Origin of the sequence: Clostridioides sp. ZZV15-6597, from assembly GCF_020657815.1 — a bacterium.
Classification (GTDB): domain Bacteria; phylum Bacillota; class Clostridia; order Peptostreptococcales; family Peptostreptococcaceae; genus Clostridioides.
This window is the reverse complement of record NZ_JAGWCT010000030.1, coordinates 22,923-43,583: the sequence shown is the minus strand read 5'-3', so window position 1 is coordinate 43,583 and position 20,661 is coordinate 22,923. Positions and strand designations below refer to the sequence as shown.

At 30.1% G+C, this 20,661-nt stretch carries 21 protein-coding genes and 1 riboswitch; of the genes, 3 read left to right on the top strand and 18 right to left on the bottom strand.

Annotation, left to right across the window (positions count from 1 at the left end; translation table 11 throughout):
* From KGF52_RS09065 to KGF52_RS09045, 5 genes are all read right to left on the bottom strand, one after another.
* A partial coding sequence (locus tag KGF52_RS09065; RefSeq protein WP_227839905.1) for an FAD-binding oxidoreductase occupies positions 1 to 1,407 on the bottom strand: 1,407 nt, incomplete at its 3' end.
* 10 nt (positions 1,408 to 1,417) lie between these two features.
* Entirely contained in the window at positions 1,418 to 2,638 is a 1,221-nt protein-coding gene (locus KGF52_RS09060; protein WP_227839904.1) for an FAD-binding protein, read from the bottom strand.
* Between the two features lie 13 nt (positions 2,639 to 2,651).
* The gene (locus KGF52_RS09055; protein WP_227839903.1) at positions 2,652 to 3,440 is read right to left on the bottom strand and encodes an electron transfer flavoprotein subunit beta/FixA family protein; all 789 of its coding nucleotides are present in this window, start codon (positions 3,438 to 3,440) and stop codon (positions 2,652 to 2,654) included.
* Positions 3,441 to 3,456: 16 nt separating this feature from the next.
* A complete protein-coding gene (gene larA, locus KGF52_RS09050; protein ID WP_227839902.1) occupies positions 3,457 to 4,731 on the bottom strand; it encodes a nickel-dependent lactate racemase in 1,275 nt (424 codons plus the stop codon).
* Between the two features lie 117 nt (positions 4,732 to 4,848).
* Complete coding sequence (locus tag KGF52_RS09045; protein ID WP_227839901.1) at positions 4,849 to 5,562, bottom strand: FadR/GntR family transcriptional regulator; 714 nt, start codon at positions 5,560 to 5,562, stop codon at positions 4,849 to 4,851.
* 121 nt (positions 5,563 to 5,683) lie between these two features.
* Between KGF52_RS09045 and KGF52_RS09040 the strand changes: the two genes are divergently transcribed.
* Both KGF52_RS09040 and KGF52_RS09035 read left to right on the top strand, forming a co-directional pair.
* Positions 5,684 to 6,943 carry a nucleoside recognition domain-containing protein gene (locus KGF52_RS09040; protein WP_227839900.1) on the top strand — a complete coding sequence of 420 codons (1,260 nt, stop codon included), beginning with the start codon at positions 5,684 to 5,686 and terminating at the stop codon, positions 6,941 to 6,943.
* A gap of 267 nt (positions 6,944 to 7,210) precedes the next feature.
* Positions 7,211 to 7,777 (top strand): tyrosine-type recombinase/integrase, encoded by a 567-nt coding sequence (locus KGF52_RS09035; protein WP_227434090.1) that lies wholly within the window; start codon positions 7,211 to 7,213, stop codon positions 7,775 to 7,777.
* A 130-nt stretch (positions 7,778 to 7,907) separates the two neighbouring features.
* Here the strand turns inward: KGF52_RS09035 and KGF52_RS09030 are convergent, their stop codons facing one another.
* From KGF52_RS09030 to KGF52_RS08990, 9 genes are all read right to left on the bottom strand, one after another.
* Positions 7,908 to 9,110, bottom strand: a complete 1,203-nt coding sequence (locus KGF52_RS09030; protein ID WP_227839898.1) for a homoserine dehydrogenase — start codon at positions 9,108 to 9,110, stop codon at positions 7,908 to 7,910.
* Between the two features lie 103 nt (positions 9,111 to 9,213).
* Positions 9,214 to 9,320, bottom strand: a riboswitch (SAM riboswitch).
* A gap of 93 nt (positions 9,321 to 9,413) precedes the next feature.
* On the bottom strand, positions 9,414 to 9,782 hold the full coding sequence (locus KGF52_RS09025) for a YhbY family RNA-binding protein (protein WP_227434088.1): 369 nt from the start codon (positions 9,780 to 9,782) through the stop codon (positions 9,414 to 9,416).
* A 29-nt stretch (positions 9,783 to 9,811) separates the two neighbouring features.
* On the bottom strand, positions 9,812 to 11,089 hold the full coding sequence (gene obgE / locus KGF52_RS09020; RefSeq protein WP_227839896.1) for a GTPase ObgE: 1,278 nt from the start codon (positions 11,087 to 11,089) through the stop codon (positions 9,812 to 9,814).
* A 110-nt stretch (positions 11,090 to 11,199) separates the two neighbouring features.
* Positions 11,200 to 11,490 (bottom strand): 50S ribosomal protein L27, encoded by a 291-nt coding sequence (gene rpmA / locus KGF52_RS09015; protein ID WP_003419086.1) that lies wholly within the window; start codon positions 11,488 to 11,490, stop codon positions 11,200 to 11,202.
* 13 nt (positions 11,491 to 11,503) lie between these two features.
* The gene (locus KGF52_RS09010; RefSeq protein WP_227839894.1) at positions 11,504 to 11,821 is read right to left on the bottom strand and encodes a ribosomal-processing cysteine protease Prp; all 318 of its coding nucleotides are present in this window, start codon (positions 11,819 to 11,821) and stop codon (positions 11,504 to 11,506) included.
* A gap of 14 nt (positions 11,822 to 11,835) precedes the next feature.
* Entirely contained in the window at positions 11,836 to 12,147 is a 312-nt protein-coding gene (gene rplU / locus KGF52_RS09005; RefSeq protein ID WP_003419082.1) for a 50S ribosomal protein L21, read from the bottom strand.
* Positions 12,148 to 12,247: 100 nt separating this feature from the next.
* Complete coding sequence (locus tag KGF52_RS09000; RefSeq protein ID WP_227839892.1) at positions 12,248 to 13,669, bottom strand: Rne/Rng family ribonuclease; 1,422 nt, start codon at positions 13,667 to 13,669, stop codon at positions 12,248 to 12,250.
* A gap of 19 nt (positions 13,670 to 13,688) precedes the next feature.
* Positions 13,689 to 14,387, bottom strand: coding sequence for a TIGR03936 family radical SAM-associated protein (locus KGF52_RS08995; RefSeq protein ID WP_227839890.1), 699 nt, complete (start codon positions 14,385 to 14,387; stop codon positions 13,689 to 13,691).
* Position 14,388: 1 nt separating this feature from the next.
* Positions 14,389 to 16,233: a TIGR03960 family B12-binding radical SAM protein gene (locus KGF52_RS08990; protein ID WP_227839888.1), complete on the bottom strand. Its 1,845-nt coding sequence runs from the start codon at positions 16,231 to 16,233 to the stop codon at positions 14,389 to 14,391.
* Between the two features lie 317 nt (positions 16,234 to 16,550).
* On the opposite strand from KGF52_RS08990, the gene KGF52_RS08985 reads away from it, so the two are divergent.
* Entirely contained in the window at positions 16,551 to 17,744 is a 1,194-nt protein-coding gene (locus KGF52_RS08985) for an FprA family A-type flavoprotein (protein ID WP_227839886.1), read from the top strand.
* A 143-nt stretch (positions 17,745 to 17,887) separates the two neighbouring features.
* Here KGF52_RS08985 and KGF52_RS08980 read toward each other — a convergent pair whose 3' ends face one another.
* The 4 genes from KGF52_RS08980 to minD form a co-directional block, all read right to left on the bottom strand.
* Entirely contained in the window at positions 17,888 to 18,301 is a 414-nt protein-coding gene (locus KGF52_RS08980; protein WP_227827075.1) for a methylglyoxal synthase, read from the bottom strand.
* A gap of 40 nt (positions 18,302 to 18,341) precedes the next feature.
* Positions 18,342 to 19,472 (bottom strand): rod shape-determining protein RodA, encoded by a 1,131-nt coding sequence (gene rodA, locus KGF52_RS08975; RefSeq protein ID WP_227839879.1) that lies wholly within the window; start codon positions 19,470 to 19,472, stop codon positions 18,342 to 18,344.
* 84 nt (positions 19,473 to 19,556) lie between these two features.
* Positions 19,557 to 19,841: a cell division topological specificity factor MinE gene (minE, locus tag KGF52_RS08970; protein WP_054273171.1), complete on the bottom strand. Its 285-nt coding sequence runs from the start codon at positions 19,839 to 19,841 to the stop codon at positions 19,557 to 19,559.
* Positions 19,842 to 19,858: 17 nt separating this feature from the next.
* Entirely contained in the window at positions 19,859 to 20,656 is a 798-nt protein-coding gene (gene minD / locus KGF52_RS08965) for a septum site-determining protein MinD (RefSeq protein ID WP_227434079.1), read from the bottom strand.
* Between the last annotated feature and the right edge of the window lie 5 nt (positions 20,657 to 20,661).

The window sequence follows — 20,661 nt, the reverse complement described above, 5'->3', positions numbered from 1 at the left end:
AAATTCAGAAGCTAGACTTGCTCCCACTGGATAACCAGATACTGCTGATATTGCAAAAGCTACTTTTATATTTTTAATTAACATCATATAGGCATCTGAGTTTGATTCATGTAAATACTCTTTTTTTGCATATCCTATACCATGTTCACCTGAGACTTGACCATTAAGTTCTCTAGATTTTTTATACATACAGTCAAAAGTTTCTTTTAATCTTGATTTCCAAGTATGTTCATCCATACCATCTTTTAATATATATATGTGTAGATTTCCATCACCTGCATGACCAAAACTTTTTATTCTTATTTTTAACTCATCTTGAAGCTCATGAGTATATCTTATAAACTCTGCTACCCTGTCTCTTGGTACAACGACATCACATTCATCCATTTCTGTTGTAGATGCCTTTATAGCTTCTAAGAAAGCCCCTCTGGCTGACCAGATAGAATCATTTCTTTCTTGTGTATCTGATATAAATACATCTAATGCTCCATTTTCTAAACACAGATTAGCGACTTTTTCATATTCTTTTTCTATATCTTCAATACTATTTCCATCAAACGTAAGTAGAAGATAAGCATCTGATGTATTATCTGGAAACTTTTTACCTAAAAATTCTTCCGCAGCCAATATTACATCTCTTTCCATAAATTCTATGGCTGTTGGTATTGATTTTGATTTTATTATTTTAGGAACAGTCTCTATTGCCATTGATAAATTTGGAAAAGGTATAAGTAAACTTACACTTTTCTTTGGTAAAGGAAGTAATTTTAATATCGCCTTTGTAACTATTCCTAGAGTTCCTTCTGAACCTATTAATAAATCTTTTATGCTATATCCAGAACTATTTTTAACTACTTTTCCCCCTATATTTATAACTTCTCCATTTGGTAATACTACTTCAAGACCTCTAACATAATCTCTTGTAACACCATATTTTACTGCTCTCATTCCACCTGCATTAGTATTTATATTACCTGCTATTGTAGCACTCTTCTCACCTGGGTCAGGTGGATAAAATAAATCTCTCTCTTGAACATATTGACCTATTGTCATAAGCAAAACTCCTGGTTCTACTGTCAATGTTAGATTTTCATAATCAACCTCAAGTATTTTATTCATTTTACATAGATTAATCATTATTCCACCATTTATGGCAACAGCAGCTCCTACAAGACCAGTTCCTTGTCCTCTTGGCGTAACTGGTATATTGTTTTCATATGCATATTTCATTATTTTAGATACTTGTTCGGTTTCAAGCACATTTACTAGAACTTCAGGATATTTTTCTATTCCTCCAAGTTCATCATGTGAAAAATCTTCATTTATATCACTTCCAACTACTACATTTTCATCTCCACAAATATCTATTAAAAAATTTATATCTTTTTTATCAATTGATTTATACATTTCTATCCCCCTATTCAGCTGCTGATGCCACATATATTTGCTTATCATCTTTTTTATTTTCTATTTTTTTAATCAATTTAGGAATAATATCATAAATATCTCCTATTAAAGCTAAGTGTGCTACATCTAGTATAGGTGCTTTATCATCTTTATTTATAGCTACTATATAATCAGCTCCTTGCATTCCTGCAACAAATTGAACAGCTCCAGATACACCACAAGTTATTATTAATTTAGGCTTGACAGTTCTACCACTAAGACCTATTTGTTTTTTAGCATCTATCCAACCTGCTTCTATAATCGGTCTTGTTCCTGCTACTTGAGCATTTAACTTGTCAGCTAATTTATATATCATATCCATATCTTCTTGTTTCTTTATTGCTCTACTTGCAACTACTATTACTTCTGCTTCTTCAAGACCAACTTCTTTACTTTTTTCCTTTACACTCAGTACTTTAATCTTAGATTTTAACTCTTTTTTTTCTATTTCACATAAAGTTATTTTTCCTGTTGCATTTTCTACCTTTTCTGGAGCTGAAAATATTTTATATCTTACAGTGGCAAATTGAGGTCTATTATTAGGTGTATTTATGTGAGCCATTATATTTCCACCAAATGCTGGTCTTATTTGGTCTAAATCAGTGTTTGATTGCACATCAAGTATTGTACAATCTGCTGTAAGCCCTGTTTTAAATCTAGCAGCAAGCCTTGGAGCTAATGACCTACCTAATGTAGTTCCACCAACCAACATTATTGTTGGTTTTATTTTATTTATAAAGTTTTCTATTGCTTTTGCATACGGTTCTATCCTAAACTCTTTAAATTCATCTTCATCATATACAAATACTTCATCAATACCATAAGAGATAAGATTCTTACATTTATCTTTTATACCTTTTCCTACAAATACACAATATACAGGTTGCTTTATTTTTGATGCCATTTCACGAGCTTTCCCTATAAGTTCATATGTTACAGGATGTATATTCCCATTATGATGTTCTACATATACTGCCACTCCTTTCCATTCATCCTTATTTATTTTTGCTTTATTACTCTCTATAAATTCAAATGCACCTTTGGGTCCACTTTTGACACACAATTTGCACATCTTACAGCCAGCACTTATTTCTACCTTACCTGATTTTTCTTCTATAGCACCAAAAGGACAAATTTCTAGTACGCTTTTCAAATCAGTTATTTTATCTTGATTTACAACTATTTTTGACATTTCTTCTTCCCCCTTAGACTAATTTTAATTCCTCTAATTTATTTATAAGTGCAGTACTTAACTCTTCTGCATTTCCTCTCATAATATTTTTATCTGTATTTGGCTTAGGAGGAAATATTCTTACAACTTGAGTAGGGGAACCATTTAATCCATAATTATTTTCGTCCTTGTCCTCAAAATCATCTAGACTGTACACAGGTATTTTTCTTTCTCTAGTCTCTAGCTTTAACTTAAATGAAGGCAATCTTGGTTGAAAAATATCTTTTTCTACTGTTATCAAACAAGGATACTCAATTTCACATACTTGTAAATCATTTGGCATATCTATTTCAACAACTATGCTTTTCTCTTTGATTTCAATTAATTTTGTAACATTAGTTACATGAGGTATATCTAAAAACTCAGCTACTTCAGGTCCAACCTGTGCTGTATCACCATCAGTGGTTTGTTTTCCACAAATTATTAAGTCTACTCTACCCATTTTTCTAATGCCTTGCGATATAGTGTAAGAAGTTGCCAAGACATCTGCTCCTCCAAATCTTCTATCGCTTATTAAAGCTCCTTCATCTGCCCCCATCATAAAACTCTCTTCTATTACCTTCTTTGCTTGTGGAGGACCCATAGTAAGTACTTTTAGATTCGCTTTTGTGTCTTTTTTTATTCTAAGTGCTGTTTCTAAAGCATATAAATCATAAGGATTCATTTTTGAATCTACTCCATCTCTCTTTAGTACACCTGTGGATTCATCAACCTCTACTGCGGTTGTTCCAGGTACTTGTTTAATACATGTCAAAATTTCCATAAACTACACCCCTTTTTTATTTAACTATCACTGATACTCCATCAGGTATAACTGTAACTTTACTATCTTCACCAGCTATATTAGTAGCCATATCTAAAGCATCCTTAAAATTAAATGCATGTTTCATATGCATTTTCTTTATCATTTCAGGACTACACTTATCTGTTACCATTATTACAGTATACTTAGATAGTATTCTTGCTAATATCTGAAATTCCCATTGGTCTGGAATTGTATCACATCTGCCAACACTCCTAATTTTTTCTAAAAGTTGTTTTGGAGAATCTGCGTTTGCTACATTTTCATAAAAGGATTGACCTCCATGACCATCATTACATGCTGCAATCATTATTATTACTCCACCTTCTTTACATGTAGCCTCTGCTGCTGTCATACCTTTAACTGCTTGATAAATATTTTGGTCTAATGGGTATCCACCATTTGTACTCACTACAATATCTGACTTTATGGAATTTACTTTTGAAAGCTCTGTTACAAATTCACAACCTTTGGTATGTGCTTTTTCGACATCACCAGCAAATGATGCTATTACTTTTTTCTCTTTATCTATTACAACATTCAATATAAATGCTAGTTTAGCAACCTTAGCTGCATATACCATATCTTCATGAATAGGATTATTTTTTAATTTTCCAGTTCTCGAATTGTCACTATCTATAAAATCACTACAATGGTTATACATTATAGTTTTTGCAGAGGCTATTCCTGGGAGTACACTTTTTCTTCCTCCTGAGAAACCTGCAAAAAAATGCGGTTCTATAAAACCTTCTGCGATTAAAAGTTCTGCCTCATATGCAAGTTTATTTATATATAAATCCCCACCTGAAGGTAATACACCCACCTTGCACATAGCTTCATCATCAGTAGATATATGCATGATTATTTCTTCATTATCTACAATTTCTTCTCCCATCTTATAAACTAATTCTTCTCTTGTACTTGGCCTATGAAAACCAGTTGCTACTATAATCTTCACATCAATTTTAGGATTAGCTTTCCTGATTCTTCTTAAAATAATTGGCATAGTTACTTTACTTGGAACAGGTCTCGTATGGTCACTTGTAATTATAACTACATTCTTTTTTCCTTTAACTAACTCTTCCAATGATAAAGAGCCTATTGGATTATTCATGGATTCTTCAACTATTTCTTCTTGCGTCTTATGTTTTACATAATTATCCGACTTTGATTCCAAGACACCAAGAAAACGTTTGTTAGGTATTTCTAAAATCATTCCTTGCTTTGAATAAGGTACTTTTAACTTTACCATTTTTAATCTCCCATTATAATAAACTATAAAATTGGTATGTGGTCATACCAGTTTTACATTTATATAATAGTACCATTATCTTCTATTTGCAAGAATAATTTATTTTATAACAAACTTTTAATTTTCATTTTTTCTGTAGTTTTTGCTTATAAATCTCATATGCTCTTTCGCTTTTTCATGTGCAAGTTCCGTATTATTTTCTATAACCGCATTATATATAGCTTCATGTTGCTTAAGTAAGATAGTTTCATTTAAAGGTTCTGCAATTATCTTCTCTCTTGCATCTTCTATAAATCCATCAAACAATTTTGATGCTGTTATAAAAAGACTTTGAATTAAATAATTTTTACTTATTGTAGCCAATTTGCTGTGAAATTTTTGATCTAATAAAACCAAAATTTGATTATTATCTTTTTTCTTGGTTTCTATTCTCATTTCATCTATTATACTTTTTAATTCTATAGATTCAGAAGAAGTTATTCTCTTTGAAGCAAGTTTTGCAATCTCAATTTCTAAAATTATTCTAAGCTCTAGTATGTCTTCAAGTGTACCATTATTCAGTTTAAAAATCATAGATAGAGGCTCTATTAAAGTTTTGTCTATATTTGTGCATATAAAATTACCCTCACCTTGTCTGCTTTCTATCACACCCATAGTTTCCAAAACTCTGATAGCTTCTCTAATAGAGGTTCTACTTACATTCATTTGTTCAGACAATTCTCTTTCAGACAGTAGTTTATCACCCTTTTTTAACTCTCCATTTAATATCTTATGTTGAATTTGCTCAATTACTTGTTCATAAACTTTTTTACTAGCTATACTATTAAACATTTTTCCCTCCCATGTAGTAGTCGTTGTTATATATATCTATTATATATCTTAAGCTATTAGATTCATATATTTTTGTTACTTTTAATATAATATCTTATAACTCAAATTTACAGGTGATATTATGAAAAAAAATAAAATTATTGGTTTTTTCGCTCCTGCTATCATAGTTGGAGTTCTAGTTTTAGGCATTATTTTATACCCAAATGAAGCTATAAAATCTGCAAGAGAGGGTTTTTCCATATGGTCTAATGTTCTAGTCCCATCACTACTCCCTTTTATAATTGGTGCAAACCTAATTGTCGATTTAAAAATAGTAGATATTATAGGGTTTATTATTAATCCCATAACTAGACTTGTGTTTAATGTATCAGGAAAAAGTGCTTTAGCTTTTGCAATATCAGCAGTATCTGGTTATCCAGTGGGAGCAAGTCTAGCTTCTGAATTTAGAAGCAATAAACAGATTTCTAAGTATGAAGCCCAAAGACTTGTATCTTTTTGTTCTACATCAGGACCTTTATTTATAATAGGCTCAGTTGGTACAGGTATGTTTCAAAATTCAAATTTAGGTTACTTGATGATTTTATGTCATTACTTGGGAACTATATTGGTTGGTCTTTTTTTTAGAAATTATGGAAATGAAAATCTTCCAAAGACAAAATTAGATTTAAAAACAAACATAAAAAACACAATTAATATTAGAAGTTCTAGTGGTAATGGGTTTTTTGTTCTATTTGGAAATGCTGTCTTTAATGGAGTAAATACATTACTTACAGTTGGTGGATTTGTAATTGTTTTTTCGGTAGTATTTAAAATACTATCACTATTTAATGTAATCTCATTAATAGCATCAGTTATATATTTACCTCTTTCACTTTTAGGTGTCAACAAGGAACTCTGTCAAGCATTTGTAAGTGGTCTATTTGAAATCACAATTGGTTGTAATAAGGTATCTAGTATAACAAGTGCCCCAGAAATCCTCAGAGCATCTTTAGCTAGTTTTCTGATAGGATTTAGTGGATTATCTATACTAGCTCAATGTTGTACATTTTTATCAAAAACAGATATAGACTTAAAATTATACATACTAAGTAAGTTTGCACATGGACTTTTAGCAGGTTTATTTATTTTTATACTTTATCCTATTGCAAATTCTACTGTATTAGTTTCTAGCTTTGCTGATACATATAATATCATATATAATAATCTAATTTGGTTCTATTATATTAGCTATTATGACACGATTCTTCAAATTATAATAATAATTTACTTAATTTCAGCTTTATTTGTTGCTAAAAAACACATGAGAAATTTATCTACAAGCGGAAAATTGATTAGATATAAAAATACTTTTTTTATAAAAAACTTATTTCGAAAAAAATAAAATGTATAAAAATTAACTAAACGCTTCCATTTTCTAATTATATTTGTCATAATCTTAATAACCTTTTTAATTACTTTATCATCATAGTTACTTCATCACAATTTGATAATTTTTTATAACAATATTTTTCAAAAATTCTCCTTAATCACATATAGTACACTTATATAAACTAATTGGTATATTTTTCCAATATATAATATTTCATTTATATTATATAATAAATACCGACCTAAACTTATCAAATCAAACTAAGAGGAGTGGTTGAAAATGGCAACAAGACCTATAGAAATAGACGAATATAAAAAGATAATGGAACTACTACATACGGGCTTTATTTATAGTGAAAATGGCGTTGAAAAAAGATTTAGAAAGAATCCTAAGGTTGCATTAGCACTAATGTTAGAAGCTAATTTAGGTCTAAGAATATCAGATATTTTAAGATTAAAAATAGGTAATTTTAAAGGTAATATGTTGGAAATAAACGAAAAAAAAACGGGTAAACTACAGTATAGACCTGTTAACAAAAATATAATTGAATCTATAAATGAACATGCAAGAAAGTATAATCTTAAATCAGATGACTACTTAGTAAATATAAAGACAAAAGCTATCCAGAAACAATTGAGGATAATTTGTAAATACTTAAATTTGTATAACATAAGCACACATAGCTTTAGAAAGCTCTACGCTACTACTCAATTTGAAAAGAGTAACAATAACTTAGAATTAGTTAAGGAACTCTTAAACCATAGTTCTGTAGCCACTACACAGCGATATATAAGGGTAACCCAGCAAGCTATTAACGAGGCTAGTGAAAATTTTTTTATTGAATAAGTAAAATGTTATAATCTATCTATTTTTCTATTATCTTATTAAGTCACCAGATGTTAAAAAGGTGAAGAAAAACAAAATAAACGTTTGTTTTTCTTCACCTTTAAATTTTTACAATCATTACATAGATGTTTTAATCTACTTTTAATAGTTTTCTAACTGACTTACTATAGTCATTTCTTTTTACATCTTCTAAGAACCTGTCAATTTCATGCTCTGATTTTGCATTTACAAAAATAGCAAGCTCTTCTTCATCTATAATATTATAGCTATCTACATACTTATCTAAACATTTTAAAATGCCCTCTCTATTATATTCACTAAATCTGACTACCGCACTACATTCATCTTCTATAAGCCCACTCAAATCCAATTTACCTTTTGAAAAAGACTTTATATTTGAACTCCTATTATCTATTATATCTATGATATCAGCATAAACAGCACTTCCTGTTGCACCTCTTCCAGCACCCTTACCTACAAAAGAAAGTTCTCCTACTGAGTCTCCCACTATAATTACTACATTAAACTCATTATCTATTTTAGATAGCATATTATCATTATCCACCAATGCTGGTCTAACAAATCCACTTACTTCACCCAATTCATATTTACTTCTAGCAACTAATTTTATCTTACAATTTAATTTCTTAGCATATTCTATATCCTTTTCATCTATTGAAGTTATTCCTTCTAATAACAAATCTTTCCAATATACTATTTTCCCATAAGATAAAGTAGATAATATAGATAATTTTCTAGCACTATCATATCCTAAAACATCTGCATCAGGATTAACTTCTGCAAAGCCTAACTCTTGTGCTTGTTTTAAAGCTACATCATATGGTAAATTTTCATCATACATCTTTGATAATATAAAGTTGCATGTTCCGTTTAAAATAGCATTTATACTTTTTATACTATTACCTTCTAATGATTCTATTAATGGCTTTAAAACTGGAATACCACCTGCTACTGATGCTTCAAATTTAATGCTAACATCATTTAAGTTAGCCAGCTCTATAAGGTCACTACCTCTTTCAGCTAATAAATCTTTATTTGCTGTTACTACATGTATTTTTTTATTTAGAGCTCTTGTTACATAATCAAGAGCTGGATTTAGCCCTCCAATTACTTCGACTAATATATCAATATCTTTGTTAAATATATCTTCTATATCTGTTGTTACCTTATCAAAATATCTCTTTGATTTATGCTTCTCTTTATTTTTAACTAAAATTCCAACTATTTCTATTTCTCTTTTTGAAGTATTATTCTCTATTAAATCTATTAATCCACTTCCTACTGTTCCATACCCTAATATTCCTATCTTCACTGTTACATACCCCCATCATTTTTGATTATATTAATTTATTTATATATATAAATATGCCAATTAAAAAAGCTTGAGTATAAACTCAAGCCATATGACGGGTTTATACTCATCTTTCAGCGTAATTGCTGCAGGATTTAGCACCAATGTATATTAAAATATACTGGTTGCCGGGCTTCATAGGGCCAGTCCCTCTGCCTCTCTTGATAAGATTGCTAATTTAAATTTATTGTTAATAGTATAATACAATTTTTTCCAATTGTCACTATATTTTTTAACTTATTATTTCTAAAATAATCTAATTAATTATCTAACTGCTCTTTTAGTTGGTTTACCTTTTTTTGTAACATTGTTATTTTTAACCTTAGCTTTTGCCTGCTCATGCCCTGGGAAAAGTATCTTAGGCTCATCAATATTTCTCTTGTAAATAGTAAATTTAAAACCAATAGCTTGAACAAACTCTGCTCTTAAAGCTTCACATACTGCATTAGCAGTTTCTTTAGCATCAAGACCTGCATTTTCTAGTATAGTAACCTTTACTAGTTCTCTAACTCTTAGCATATCCTCTAATTGCTCTAAAAAGCTTTCTGTAACGCCTTCCTTACCAATTTGTGTAGTAGGCTTTAAAGTATTTGCTAAAGATCTTAAATATGCTCTTTGCTTTCCTTTTAACATATTATCACCTCTATAATTCTATATCAAAATTAATTGTAAAATTCAAATTCTAATTCGTAAATTCTAACTACATCCCCATCTTCAATTCCCATCGCTCTAAGCCTGTCAAATACACCTTGACCTTCCATAGCTTTTTGGAAATATTGAAGTGATTCCATATCATCAAAATTCACAGAATACATTATTCTTCTAAGTGCCTTACCTGTAACTACATATACACCATCTTCAACATCTATGTTTAATTCTTCCTCTGTTCCAATATCAAGTTCTGGTCTATACATTTCTTCTTCTGAAACTAATTCCACATCTTCTACTTCTTTTAACATTTTAGAAACATAGGCAATTACATCATCTATTCCTTGACGAGTTGCTGCAGACATCTTAAATACTGTATATCCTCTACCTTCTAATTCATCCTTAAATTTTTCAAATTGGCTTTCATCTTCCAATATATCAAATTTATTTGCAACTACAACCTGAGGTCTTGTTGAAAGCTTCTCATTATATAATTTAAGCTCATCATTTATTTTGTCAAAATCCTCAATCGGGTCTCTACCTTCTAGTCCAGATATATCTACAATATGTATCAATACCTTAGTTCTTTCAACATGTCTTAAGAATTCATGACCTAATCCTATACCTTCAGAAGCACCCTCTATAATTCCAGGTATATCTGCCAATACAAAACTATCTCCAAACTTAGTTTGAACAACACCTAAATTTGGTGTCAATGTTGTAAAATGATAGTTTGCAATTTTTGGCTTAGCTTTAGTTACAACTGATAAAAATGTTGACTTCCCTACATTTGGAAATCCTAAAAGACCTACATCTGCTATCATTTTAAGTTCAAGAGTTATCCATCTTTCTTCTCCATCTGTACCAGACTTTGCAAAAGCCGGAGCTTGTCTTACTGCATTTGCAAAGTGTTGATTACCTTTACCACCTATACCACCTTTTGCAACTACTGCTGTATCTCCTTCTTTCTTTAAATCTGCTAATACAAGACCTGTCGCTTCATCTCTTACTACTGTACCTGCTGGTACTTTTAATATTAAGCTTTCTCCATTTTTACCAGCTCTTTTACCTTTGCTACCGTCGCCACCATGTTGAGCTTGATATTTTTTCTGGTATTTAAAGTCCATTAATGTTCTAAGACCTAAATCAACTTCAAATATGATGCTCGCTCCACGACCACCATCTCCACCATCTGGCCCACCAGCTGGAACATATTTTTCTTTTCTAAATGCTACCGAACCATTTCCACCATTTCCAGCTTTAACAAATATTCTCGCTTTATCTATAAACAAATTCTTCACCTACTTAATTGAAAACTTTTAATTAGCATTACCAAAAATACTATTATAAATTCATCAGTATTATAAGAAAAAGGAGTGCCTCAACACTCCTTTTATGTATATTACTCAGCTATTGCTACTGGATATATACTAACTTTTTTTCTCTTCTTGTCTTTTCTTTCGAATTTAACAGTACCATCAACTAATGCAAATAAAGTATCATCGCTACCTTTTCCAACATTAGTTCCTGGATGTATTTTAGTTCCTCTTTGTCTAACTATTATACTTCCAGCAGTTACTAATTGCCCATCGAATCTCTTAACACCTAATCTTTTAGATATAGAATCTCTACCATTTTTAGAAGAACCTACCCCTTTTTTAGATGCTAATAATTGTAAATTCATGTTTAACATATGGAGTCACCCCCTACTTTTTTAAAATTTTTATATTTTTTGGGTATTCCCGTTTAATTTCTTCAACCGCTAATTGAAAGTGATTTAGTAATAACTGTGCATCTTTTAGATATGTATCTTTAACGATACATTCGATATGCCCCTCTTCTCCTACTACTTTTTCAAATTCAATCTTTTGTAACTTGTCTAAAGAGTTTATAACTGCAATAGCATTAGACGTAACTGCAGCACAGACTATATCATAGCCTATTTCAGCAAAATCAGCATGTCCCTTTAAACAAAAACCTTGCAACAAGAAATCATCATTATAATAATATTTAACCTTTATCATAACTAGTCCAATAACTAAGCGTTGATTTTTTCTACAACTATCTTAGTGTATGATTGACGATGTCCTTGTTTTCTTCTGTAATCTTTTTTTGCTTTATACTTGAAAACTATAACTTTCTTAGCTTTACCTTGCTCAACAACTTTTGCTTGAACAGATGCTCCTTCTACTACTGGAGAACCTAATTTTAATTCTCCATCTTTAGAGCAAGCTAATACTTCGTTTAAAGTAACAACATCACCTGCGTTAGCTTCTAACTTTTCAACGAATAATACATCACCTTCAGAAACTTTATATTGCTTTCCACCAGTCTTTACTATAGCGTACATTAAATACACCTCCTCGGCCTCAAACTCGCCAGTACAAGGTACTTCATTAGAAGATTTAGACCTTTACTGTGCGGCATTACAATTATTAATTATAAAATATTTACATTTTATTGTCAACTACTTTATCAAAAATAACATTTGTTTTGTTGTGTTTTAATGCGCTGTTTGCGTTTAAAGAAATTTTTATATTATATTTTTCACCAATTTTATCAATTATATCCATATAATCCTCTTTTATTTGTTTAAAAACAAAATCATTGAATTCTATTATTATGTTTTTGTAAACTGTATGCTCACTTATTCTCATAATTTCTTTTTCGACACTATCTACTATATGATGTATAGATTTTATAGCTTTCATTCCATCACAGCATGGGCAAGCCATTAAATAATACTTATCAACAGACTCTTTTTCTCTTCTTCTTGCAACTTCCACTAAGCCAAGTTTTGTCATGCCTAACACTTCAGCTTTTCTCTTATCTTTACTAAACTCTTCCTCTAATATGTGTAATACCTCATTTTGATATTTCTTTTTATACATATCAATAAAATCAATTATTATTATTCCAGCTATATCTCTGATTCTAAGTTGTCTTACAATTTCCTTTGCAGCTTCAATATTTGTTTTATAAACAGTATCATCAAGTTTACCAGTTCCAACAAACTTACCTGTATTTACATCTATAACGGTAAGAGCTTCTGTCTTTTCTATTATTAAATAACCACCACTCTTTAACCATACTTTTTCATTTAATAATTTTTCTATTTGAGATTCTATTCTATATAAATCAAATACATCTTTATTTTCTTCAAGGCATAATTTATCAATATAATCATTATTTATAAGCTTCAAAGTAGGTTTTAATTCACAATATTTATCATAATTATTGGTAATTATAGACTCAATCTCATCATTTACATTATCTTTTACATATTTAGTTGCAAAATCTAAGGACTTATATAATAACTTTGGTCCTATACCAAGTTTATATTCTTTTAAAATATTATCATACTTCAACTTCAACTCTTCTATATCTTTTTTTATTTCATCATGAGTACATCCTTGAGCTTCAGTTCTTATTATTAACCCCAAATTTTCTTTATTCACTGCTTTGGTAATTTTTTTTAATCTAAATCTTTCTCTTTCATCAGTAATTTTATTTGATATAGTCGTTCTGTCGTTGGAAGGTATATAAACAATATACCTTCCAGATATACTAATTTCAGTATTTAATTTTGCACCCTTAGTACCAATTTCTTCTTTATTTACTTGAACCAAAATATCTTGACCAGATTTTATGGTACTTTCTTTTTTTAACTGTAAATAAGCAAGTTTCTTAAATCCAATATCTACAAAACATGCTTCTATTCCTGGTATAACTTTTTTTACAATTCCACGATATATATTGGATACAGTTTTTTTATTTAAATTATCTTCAACAAAAAGTTCTACTAACTTTCCATCTTCAAGCACTGCTGTTTTCTGAGACCCTATTAAGGACTCAATAACTATCTTCTTCACAACTTCACCTCTCACGAACTTACATAGGAGTCACTAATTCCCCATCTTCTAATACATATAAATCTCTTCTCAATATATCAACTTCTAATGGGTCAATATCCAGTTCAAACATCTCTAACATTTTAGGAATAAGTATATTAGTATTTAAATTAGTTTTTGAGCCTGTAGCTATAGTAGCCGTAAGAGTAATATGGTCATCTTCTAAATTTAAAACATCAAAAGTTCTTATCATAGGTCTTATATCAACTTCAACCATTTTTCCTTTTTTATTCTTTTTTGTTATGATTATTTCTTTATTATTCATAAAGTCAATTACTTTTCTTTTTACAAATTCTTTAGTCAAAGGTCTTTTTAAATCTATATTAAACAGATACTCTCCATAATCTATCACAGAAGAAAGAGAAGGTGTCTGTCTATCAATTTCCTTTGCTTTAATAAACTCTATCCCCTCTGGAAGTTGAACTGACACTTTACCTAAAAACTCATCTACCGATAAATCATCTTCTATCTCAATATCTACATACTCGCCTTGGCTTTCTATTCCTAATGCTAAAGCATTACCATAACTCATCTTAGGATGAGGGTTAAATCCTTGAGAATGCGATAAATTTATTTCAGCTCTCCTAAATGCTCTTTGTAATAATCGTTGAAGGTCAAGATGTGATATATATATCATATCACCTTCTTTTTTAAATTTGACTCTCATTATTTTACTCATATTAACAAAGCCCCCTTCCTATATCATGTATATTTATTCCACAACCATTACAATTATGTCTGCAATCAGAAGTGATTTTTTCTTTTTTAGCATTTTCATCTTCTCTAATCAAGAATTTTTTACTTACACCTACATCTATATGGTCCCAAGGGAATACCTCTTCATACCCTCTATTTCTATGTGCATAGAAATCTATAGAAAGATTGTTTTTTTCCATAGCTTCCTTCCATATATCTAAACTGAAGTGTTCTGCCCAGCCATCAAATTTTGCACCTAATTTAAATGCGTCATATATAACTTTTCCTATCTTTCTATCTCCTCTAGCTACTACAGCTTCCATTAAGCTAGTCTTTGAATCATGGTAGTTATATTTTATATTGTTATTTCTCAATTTATTGACTAAATGTCTTTGCTTATCAACTACTTCTTCTGTCGTATCTTGACCATGCCACTGGAAAGGTGTAAATGGTTTTGGTACAAATGTAGATGTACTTACTGTAACACCAAAGCTTCTCTTTAGCTTTCCTCCATTTACATTTCTGTAAATATCAATAACTTTATAAGCTAATTTGGCTATTCCATCCAAATCGTCATAAGTCTCAGTTGGCAATCCAATCATAAAATATAGTTTAACACTATTCCATCCCATTTCAAAAGCTCTTTTTGTTGCATTTTCTAAGTCTTCTTCTGTAACACCTTTATTTATAACGTCTCTAAGTCTCTGAGTTCCTGCCTCTGGAGCAAAAGTAAGTCCAGACTTTCTTACTTGTTGTATTTTATCAGCAATCTCCATTGAGAAATTGTCTAATCTAAGTGATGGAAGTGAAATTCCTATATTATTAGATGCATATTCGTCTACTAAATAATCAGTAAGCTCAGACAACTTACTATAATCACTTGTACTAAGTGATGATAATGATATCTCATCATATCCAGTATTTTTAACTAATTTGTCAAGTATCTCTTTAAGTCTTTCAACACTCTTTTCTCTTATTGGTCTGTATATCATACCAGCTTGACAAAATCTACATCCTCTTGTACAGCCTCTAAACAATTCTAACACTATTCTATCATGAACAGTATCTATATAAGGTACTATTAATTTTTCTGGATAATCTACAGTTTCAACATCTTTTATTATCCTCTTAGTAGGACTCTTAATAATCCCTTCTCTATTAGGAGTTACACTTTGAACTGTGCCATCTTCATTGTATTTAACATCATAAAAACTTGGTATGTATACTCCTTCTATACTTGATATTCTGTATAAAAAATCATCTCTAGTTGTTTTATTTTTCTTCCACTCTTTATACTCATTTACTACTTCTAAGTTAACTTCTTCACCTTCACCTAATATTACTACATCTACAAAATCTGCTAAAGGTTCAGAGTTATAAGCACAAGGACCACCAACCATTATAAATGGGTCTTCCAATTTTCTTTCTTCTTTTAATATTGGTATATTAGCTAAATCTAATATATTTAAGATATTAGTGTATGAAAGTTCATATTGAAGTGTAAAAGTAACAAAATCAAAGTTTGTTATAGGCTCTCTTGACTCTAATGCAAATAATGGTATATTTTTTTCTCTCATTATATTTTCCATGTCAACAGCAGGAGAATACACTCTCTCACAAAATACATCTTCACTTTTATTTATTACATCGTATAATATATGGCTCCCTAGATGACTCATACCAACTTCATACAGGTCTGGAAAGCAATGTGCATATCTTATCAATTCACTATTACTAGTATCTTTATGAATTGAATTTATTTCATTCCCAAGATATCTAGCAGGCTTTTCTACTTTTTTTAAGATTTTTTTTAAGTCTACTTTATTCATTTATTAAAATTCCTCCAAACAAGTTCTTTATTTTTATTCTTATTTATAAGTAATATTATACACGATAAAATATTTTCTATCAAAAATATAACTAAAATATTGAATTTAAAAGCTATATTATTCACAAAATAGGATATCTAAAAATATTTAATAATATTTTCTATTAAATTTTTATTAAAATACAGATTTTTTACTAAATATGATATATTATAAACATAAAACTATGTTTTTAGTGACTTATAATGACATCTTTTGTTTCACTAACCTCAAAATGGGGTATGTTATTTATATAATGATAATTTTTAGGAGGGTTAAAAATGAGTAAAGTTTTTGAAGTAAAAAAAGATATCTACTTTACTGGCGTAGTAGATGAAGGTTTAAAAGTATTCGACATAATAATGGAAACTGAGTTTGGGACAACTTATAATTCTTACTTAATAAAGGACGAAAAAACGGTTTTATTTGACACAGTAAAAGCAAATTTTAAGGATGAATTTCTAAGTAATTTATCAGAAGTTACTGATATAGCTAAAATTGACTATGTTGTAGTCCATCATACAGAGCCAGACCATGCTGGTAGTTTAAAATACTTATTAGATTTAAATCCTAATATAGAAGTTTATTGTACTAAAGCTGCTAAATTATACTTAGATGGTCAAATAAATAGACCTTTTAATTGTCATGTAATAAAAGATGGTGAAGTTTTAAATATCGGTAAGAGAAATCTTAAATTTATAACTGCTCCATTCTTACATTGGGTTGATACAATGTTTACTTACATTGAAGAGGACAAGACTCTTTTAACTTGTGACGCATTTGGTTGCCACTTTGCAAGTGTTGATGCAGAAGTGGTAAACAGTGAAGATTATCTAAAATCAGCTAAACATTACTATGATTGCATAGTTAAGCCATTTGCTAAGCACGTTTTAAGTGCTGTAGATAAGGTTGTAGGAATGAACATAGAATTTGATACTATATTGACTTCTCATGGTCCAATGCTTACTAAAGACCCAATGGCGGCTGTAAAGAGATATGTTGAGTGGTCTACAGAAGCTATTAATACAACTAATCAAAATCAAGTTTCTATATTCTACTTATCAGCTTATAGCAATACTTTAGAAATGGCTAAAAAGATAAAAGAAGGACTTGATAAAGAAGGTGCAAAAGCTGAATTATATGATTTAGAAAATATGACATTGACAGAGATGCATGATACATTAGTAGTATCAAAAGTAATACTATTAGGTTCTCCAACTATAAACAAAACAATGGTTAAACCTATGTGGGATTTATTCTCTGTTATAGACCCAATGGCTAATCAAGGTAAGATAGCAGGAGTATTTGGTTCATTTGGTTGGAGTGGTGAAGGTATAACTATGGCTGAAACTTTACTTAAAGCTATGACATTCAAAATGCCTGTAGAATCTCTTAAGAAAAAATTCTTCCCTAGTGAAGAAACATTAAACGAATGTATGGAATTTGGTGCAAAATTTGCAAAATTAGTTAAATAGTTATTTTTATTTAAATGACATATATCTATAGTCCATCATTCAAATTATATAAAAAACTTATATTAGAGTTTTTATCTTATAGAGCAAATTAAAATGAGGTAGCTATTTTAGCTACCTCTAATTTTATATACTATTTATTTTTATTAGACACGCTGACTTTTGTTCTTCCTAACTTCTCTCCATGATAGTTCTCCCCTATCAAGAGCTTTTATAAATATTTCCGCAGAAGCTAGATTTGTAGCTATTGGAACGTGGTACACATCACAAAGTCTTATCAAAGCTTGTATATCTGTTTCATGAGGTTGAGATGTAAGTGGGTCTCTCAAAAAAATAACTAAATCTATCTCTTGTGTCACTATTAAAGAACCTATTTGCTGGTCTCCGCCTAAAGGTCCAGATGCCAATCTAGTAATCTTTAATTCAGTTTCATCCATTATTCTTTTTCCTGTAGTTCCAGTTGCATATAGTCCATATTTTTTTAAAATCGCTTCATAACCTATACAAAATCCTACCATAGTATTTTTCATTTGGTCATGTGCTACTAATGCTATATTCATTATACTCAATCTCCTCAATTTATGTTTAGAAGTCTTACACTTAGAAATTTATTTTCTTTCTTCTCATACAAACATTTAGTACTAATCCTAAATTGGCTAAAGATGTTAATAGTGAACTTCCTCCATAACTTACAAAAGGTAATGTTACTCCTGTTACCGGAATTAACGCAACAGTCATAGCAATGTTTTGGATTATCTGGTAAGCAAACATACCCATAACACCAACTACAATGAGGGTTCCATAAAAATCCTTAGCATCTCTTGCAATTGCTAAAATCCGTAATAGAAATATTGCAAATAAGATTATAAGCACTGCCATTCCTATTACACCAAGTTCTTCACCCACAACAGCAAATATAAAGTCACTGTCTTGTACTGGTAAGAAATCTTCTTGGTTCTGACTTCCATTATATAGACCTTTTCCAGTCATACCACCAGAGCCTATTGCTATCAAAGATTGCATAACCTGATAGTTTCCCTTTAATGTTATATCTTCTGGATTTAGGAAGGCTTCTATTCTTACTTTTTGATGGTCTGCCATCATTAAATACATCAATGGCATTGATACCAATAGTATTATTATTCCTCTTTTTATTAGCTTAGAACTAAGACCTGCTGTAAACAGCATTGCAAATACCATACAACAAAATACAATTCCTGTTCCTAAGTCTGGTTGAGCAAGTAGTAATCCAATAAATGGAAGAGAATAAACTACAACAGGTATAACTTCTTTTAATGTATTTAATTTATCCTTTTTTGTCTCAAGTATCTTTGCATAACTAAGTACAAATGTTAATTTGACTATTTCAGATGTTTGCAAATCAAGTGGACCTAAATTTAACCAAGACCTTGCTCCAGCTCTTTCTACACCAATTCCAGGTAATAAAACAAGAGCTAATAAAACAAGGCTTATTATATAAAGAGCTTTATAGTACCTTCCTAGAAGATTATAGTCAAAAAATAGTATGACTATAATCATTCCTATTCCAAGCACAAAAGCTAGTCCTTGCTTAAGTAATTGCTCATATGAACCTGTAGAATTAGCATGTGTTGCACTACTAAGTATAACAAGTCCAAAAATAAAGATAGCTAATACTGTAACTATAAGTTTCCAGTCTAACTGTTTTATCAACTTAATTGTCGACTTATAATTAATATTGATTTTTTTCAAAGAATCACCGTCTTTCTATCTTTAAACACATAATTAAATAAAAGGGGCATATACCAATAAGGATATCCCCCTTTTAAGCACTAATTACATACATCTATCTTTAATATTCTTTAATGGTATATTAGCAACTAATGCAGATACAGGTTTGTCATCATGTTCACCTCTGCATTTAGACATTTTTATTTCAAGGCCATCTTCTTCTATTTCTGCATAGTTGGCTATTACTTTTAAAATATCTGTTTTTATCATCTCTAAAAGTTGTGGTGAACAATCTACTCTATCATGAACTAAAACTAGTTTTAACCTCTCTTTAGCAACAGATTTACTAGTTTTAGCTTCGTTAGAAAAAACTCTAAATAAATCTAACACAGATGTATCCTCCTTTGCTACTTAGCCATGCTAAACATTTTTTTTAGTCTACCAAAGAATCCATCTTCAACTTCAAGTTCAAGTAGAGGAACTTCTTCATTTAGTATCCTTTTTGCGATATTTTTGTATGCTTGACCAGCAAGAGATTTTGAATCAAGTATTGCTGGTTCCCCTTTATTTGTTGATATAATTATACTCTCATCATCAGGAACAAGACCTAATAAATCTATTGCTAGTATTTCTATTATATCTTGTTTGTCCATCATGTCTCCACGCTTAACCATATCATTTCTAATTCTATTTATAACTAATCTTATTTCTTTTATTTCATTTGCTTCTAATAGACCTATTATTCTATCTGCATCTCTTACTGCTGATATCTCTGGATTTGTAACCACGATAGCTCTATCTGCACCTGCTATTGCATTTTTAAATCCTTGTTCAATACCTGCTGGGCAGTCTATTATTACATACTCGAAAGATTCTTTTAATTTTTCACATAGGTCAACCATTTGCTCAACTGATACAGCATTTTTATCTCTAGTTTGTGCTGCTGGTAATAAATATAGATTATCAAATCTTTTGTCTTTTATTAGAGCTTGCTTAAGCCTACAAGTTCCTTCAACAACATCTACTATGTCGTAAACTATTCGATTTTCAAGACCCATTACTACATCTAAATTTCTAAGTCCAATATCTGCATCTACAACTACAGTTTTTTTATTTTCTAGGCTTAGCGCAGTTCCTAAGTTTGCTGCGGTAGTAGTTTTTCCAACTCCACCTTTACCGGATGTTATAACTATAACTTCGCTCATAATAC

Bases quoted from the DNA above. Each gene is read 5' to 3' on its own strand.
- rpmA (WP_003419086.1), bottom strand. From the start codon at position 11,490: ATGTTAAACATGAATTTACAATTATTAGCATCTAAAAAAGGGGTAGGT.
- KGF52_RS09035 (WP_227434090.1), top strand. From the start codon at position 7,211: ATGGCAACAAGACCTATAGAAATAGACGAATATAAAAAGATAATGGAA.
- larA (WP_227839902.1), bottom strand. From the start codon at position 4,731: ATGGTAAAGTTAAAAGTACCTTATTCAAAGCAAGGAATGATTTTAGAA.
- KGF52_RS09045 (WP_227839901.1), bottom strand. From the start codon at position 5,562: ATGTTTAATAGTATAGCTAGTAAAAAAGTTTATGAACAAGTAATTGAG.
- KGF52_RS09060 (WP_227839904.1), bottom strand. From the start codon at position 2,638: ATGTCAAAAATAGTTGTAAATCAAGATAAAATAACTGATTTGAAAAGC.
- KGF52_RS09055 (WP_227839903.1), bottom strand. From the start codon at position 3,440: ATGGAAATTTTGACATGTATTAAACAAGTACCTGGAACAACCGCAGTA.
- KGF52_RS09025 (WP_227434088.1), bottom strand. From the start codon at position 9,782: ATGTTAAAAGGAAAGCAAAGAGCATATTTAAGATCTTTAGCAAATACT.
- KGF52_RS09040 (WP_227839900.1), top strand. From the start codon at position 5,684: ATGAAAAAAAATAAAATTATTGGTTTTTTCGCTCCTGCTATCATAGTT.
- KGF52_RS08985 (WP_227839886.1), top strand. From the start codon at position 16,551: ATGAGTAAAGTTTTTGAAGTAAAAAAAGATATCTACTTTACTGGCGTA.
- KGF52_RS09010 (WP_227839894.1), bottom strand. From the start codon at position 11,821: ATGATAAAGGTTAAATATTATTATAATGATGATTTCTTGTTGCAAGGT.
- KGF52_RS08990 (WP_227839888.1), bottom strand. From the start codon at position 16,233: ATGAATAAAGTAGACTTAAAAAAAATCTTAAAAAAAGTAGAAAAGCCT.
- rplU (WP_003419082.1), bottom strand. From the start codon at position 12,147: ATGTACGCTATAGTAAAGACTGGTGGAAAGCAATATAAAGTTTCTGAA.
- KGF52_RS08980 (WP_227827075.1), bottom strand. From the start codon at position 18,301: ATGAATATAGCATTAGTAGCACATGACCAAATGAAAAATACTATGGTA.
- minD (WP_227434079.1), bottom strand. From the start codon at position 20,656: ATGAGCGAAGTTATAGTTATAACATCCGGTAAAGGTGGAGTTGGAAAA.
- KGF52_RS08995 (WP_227839890.1), bottom strand. From the start codon at position 14,387: ATGAGTAAAATAATGAGAGTCAAATTTAAAAAAGAAGGTGATATGATA.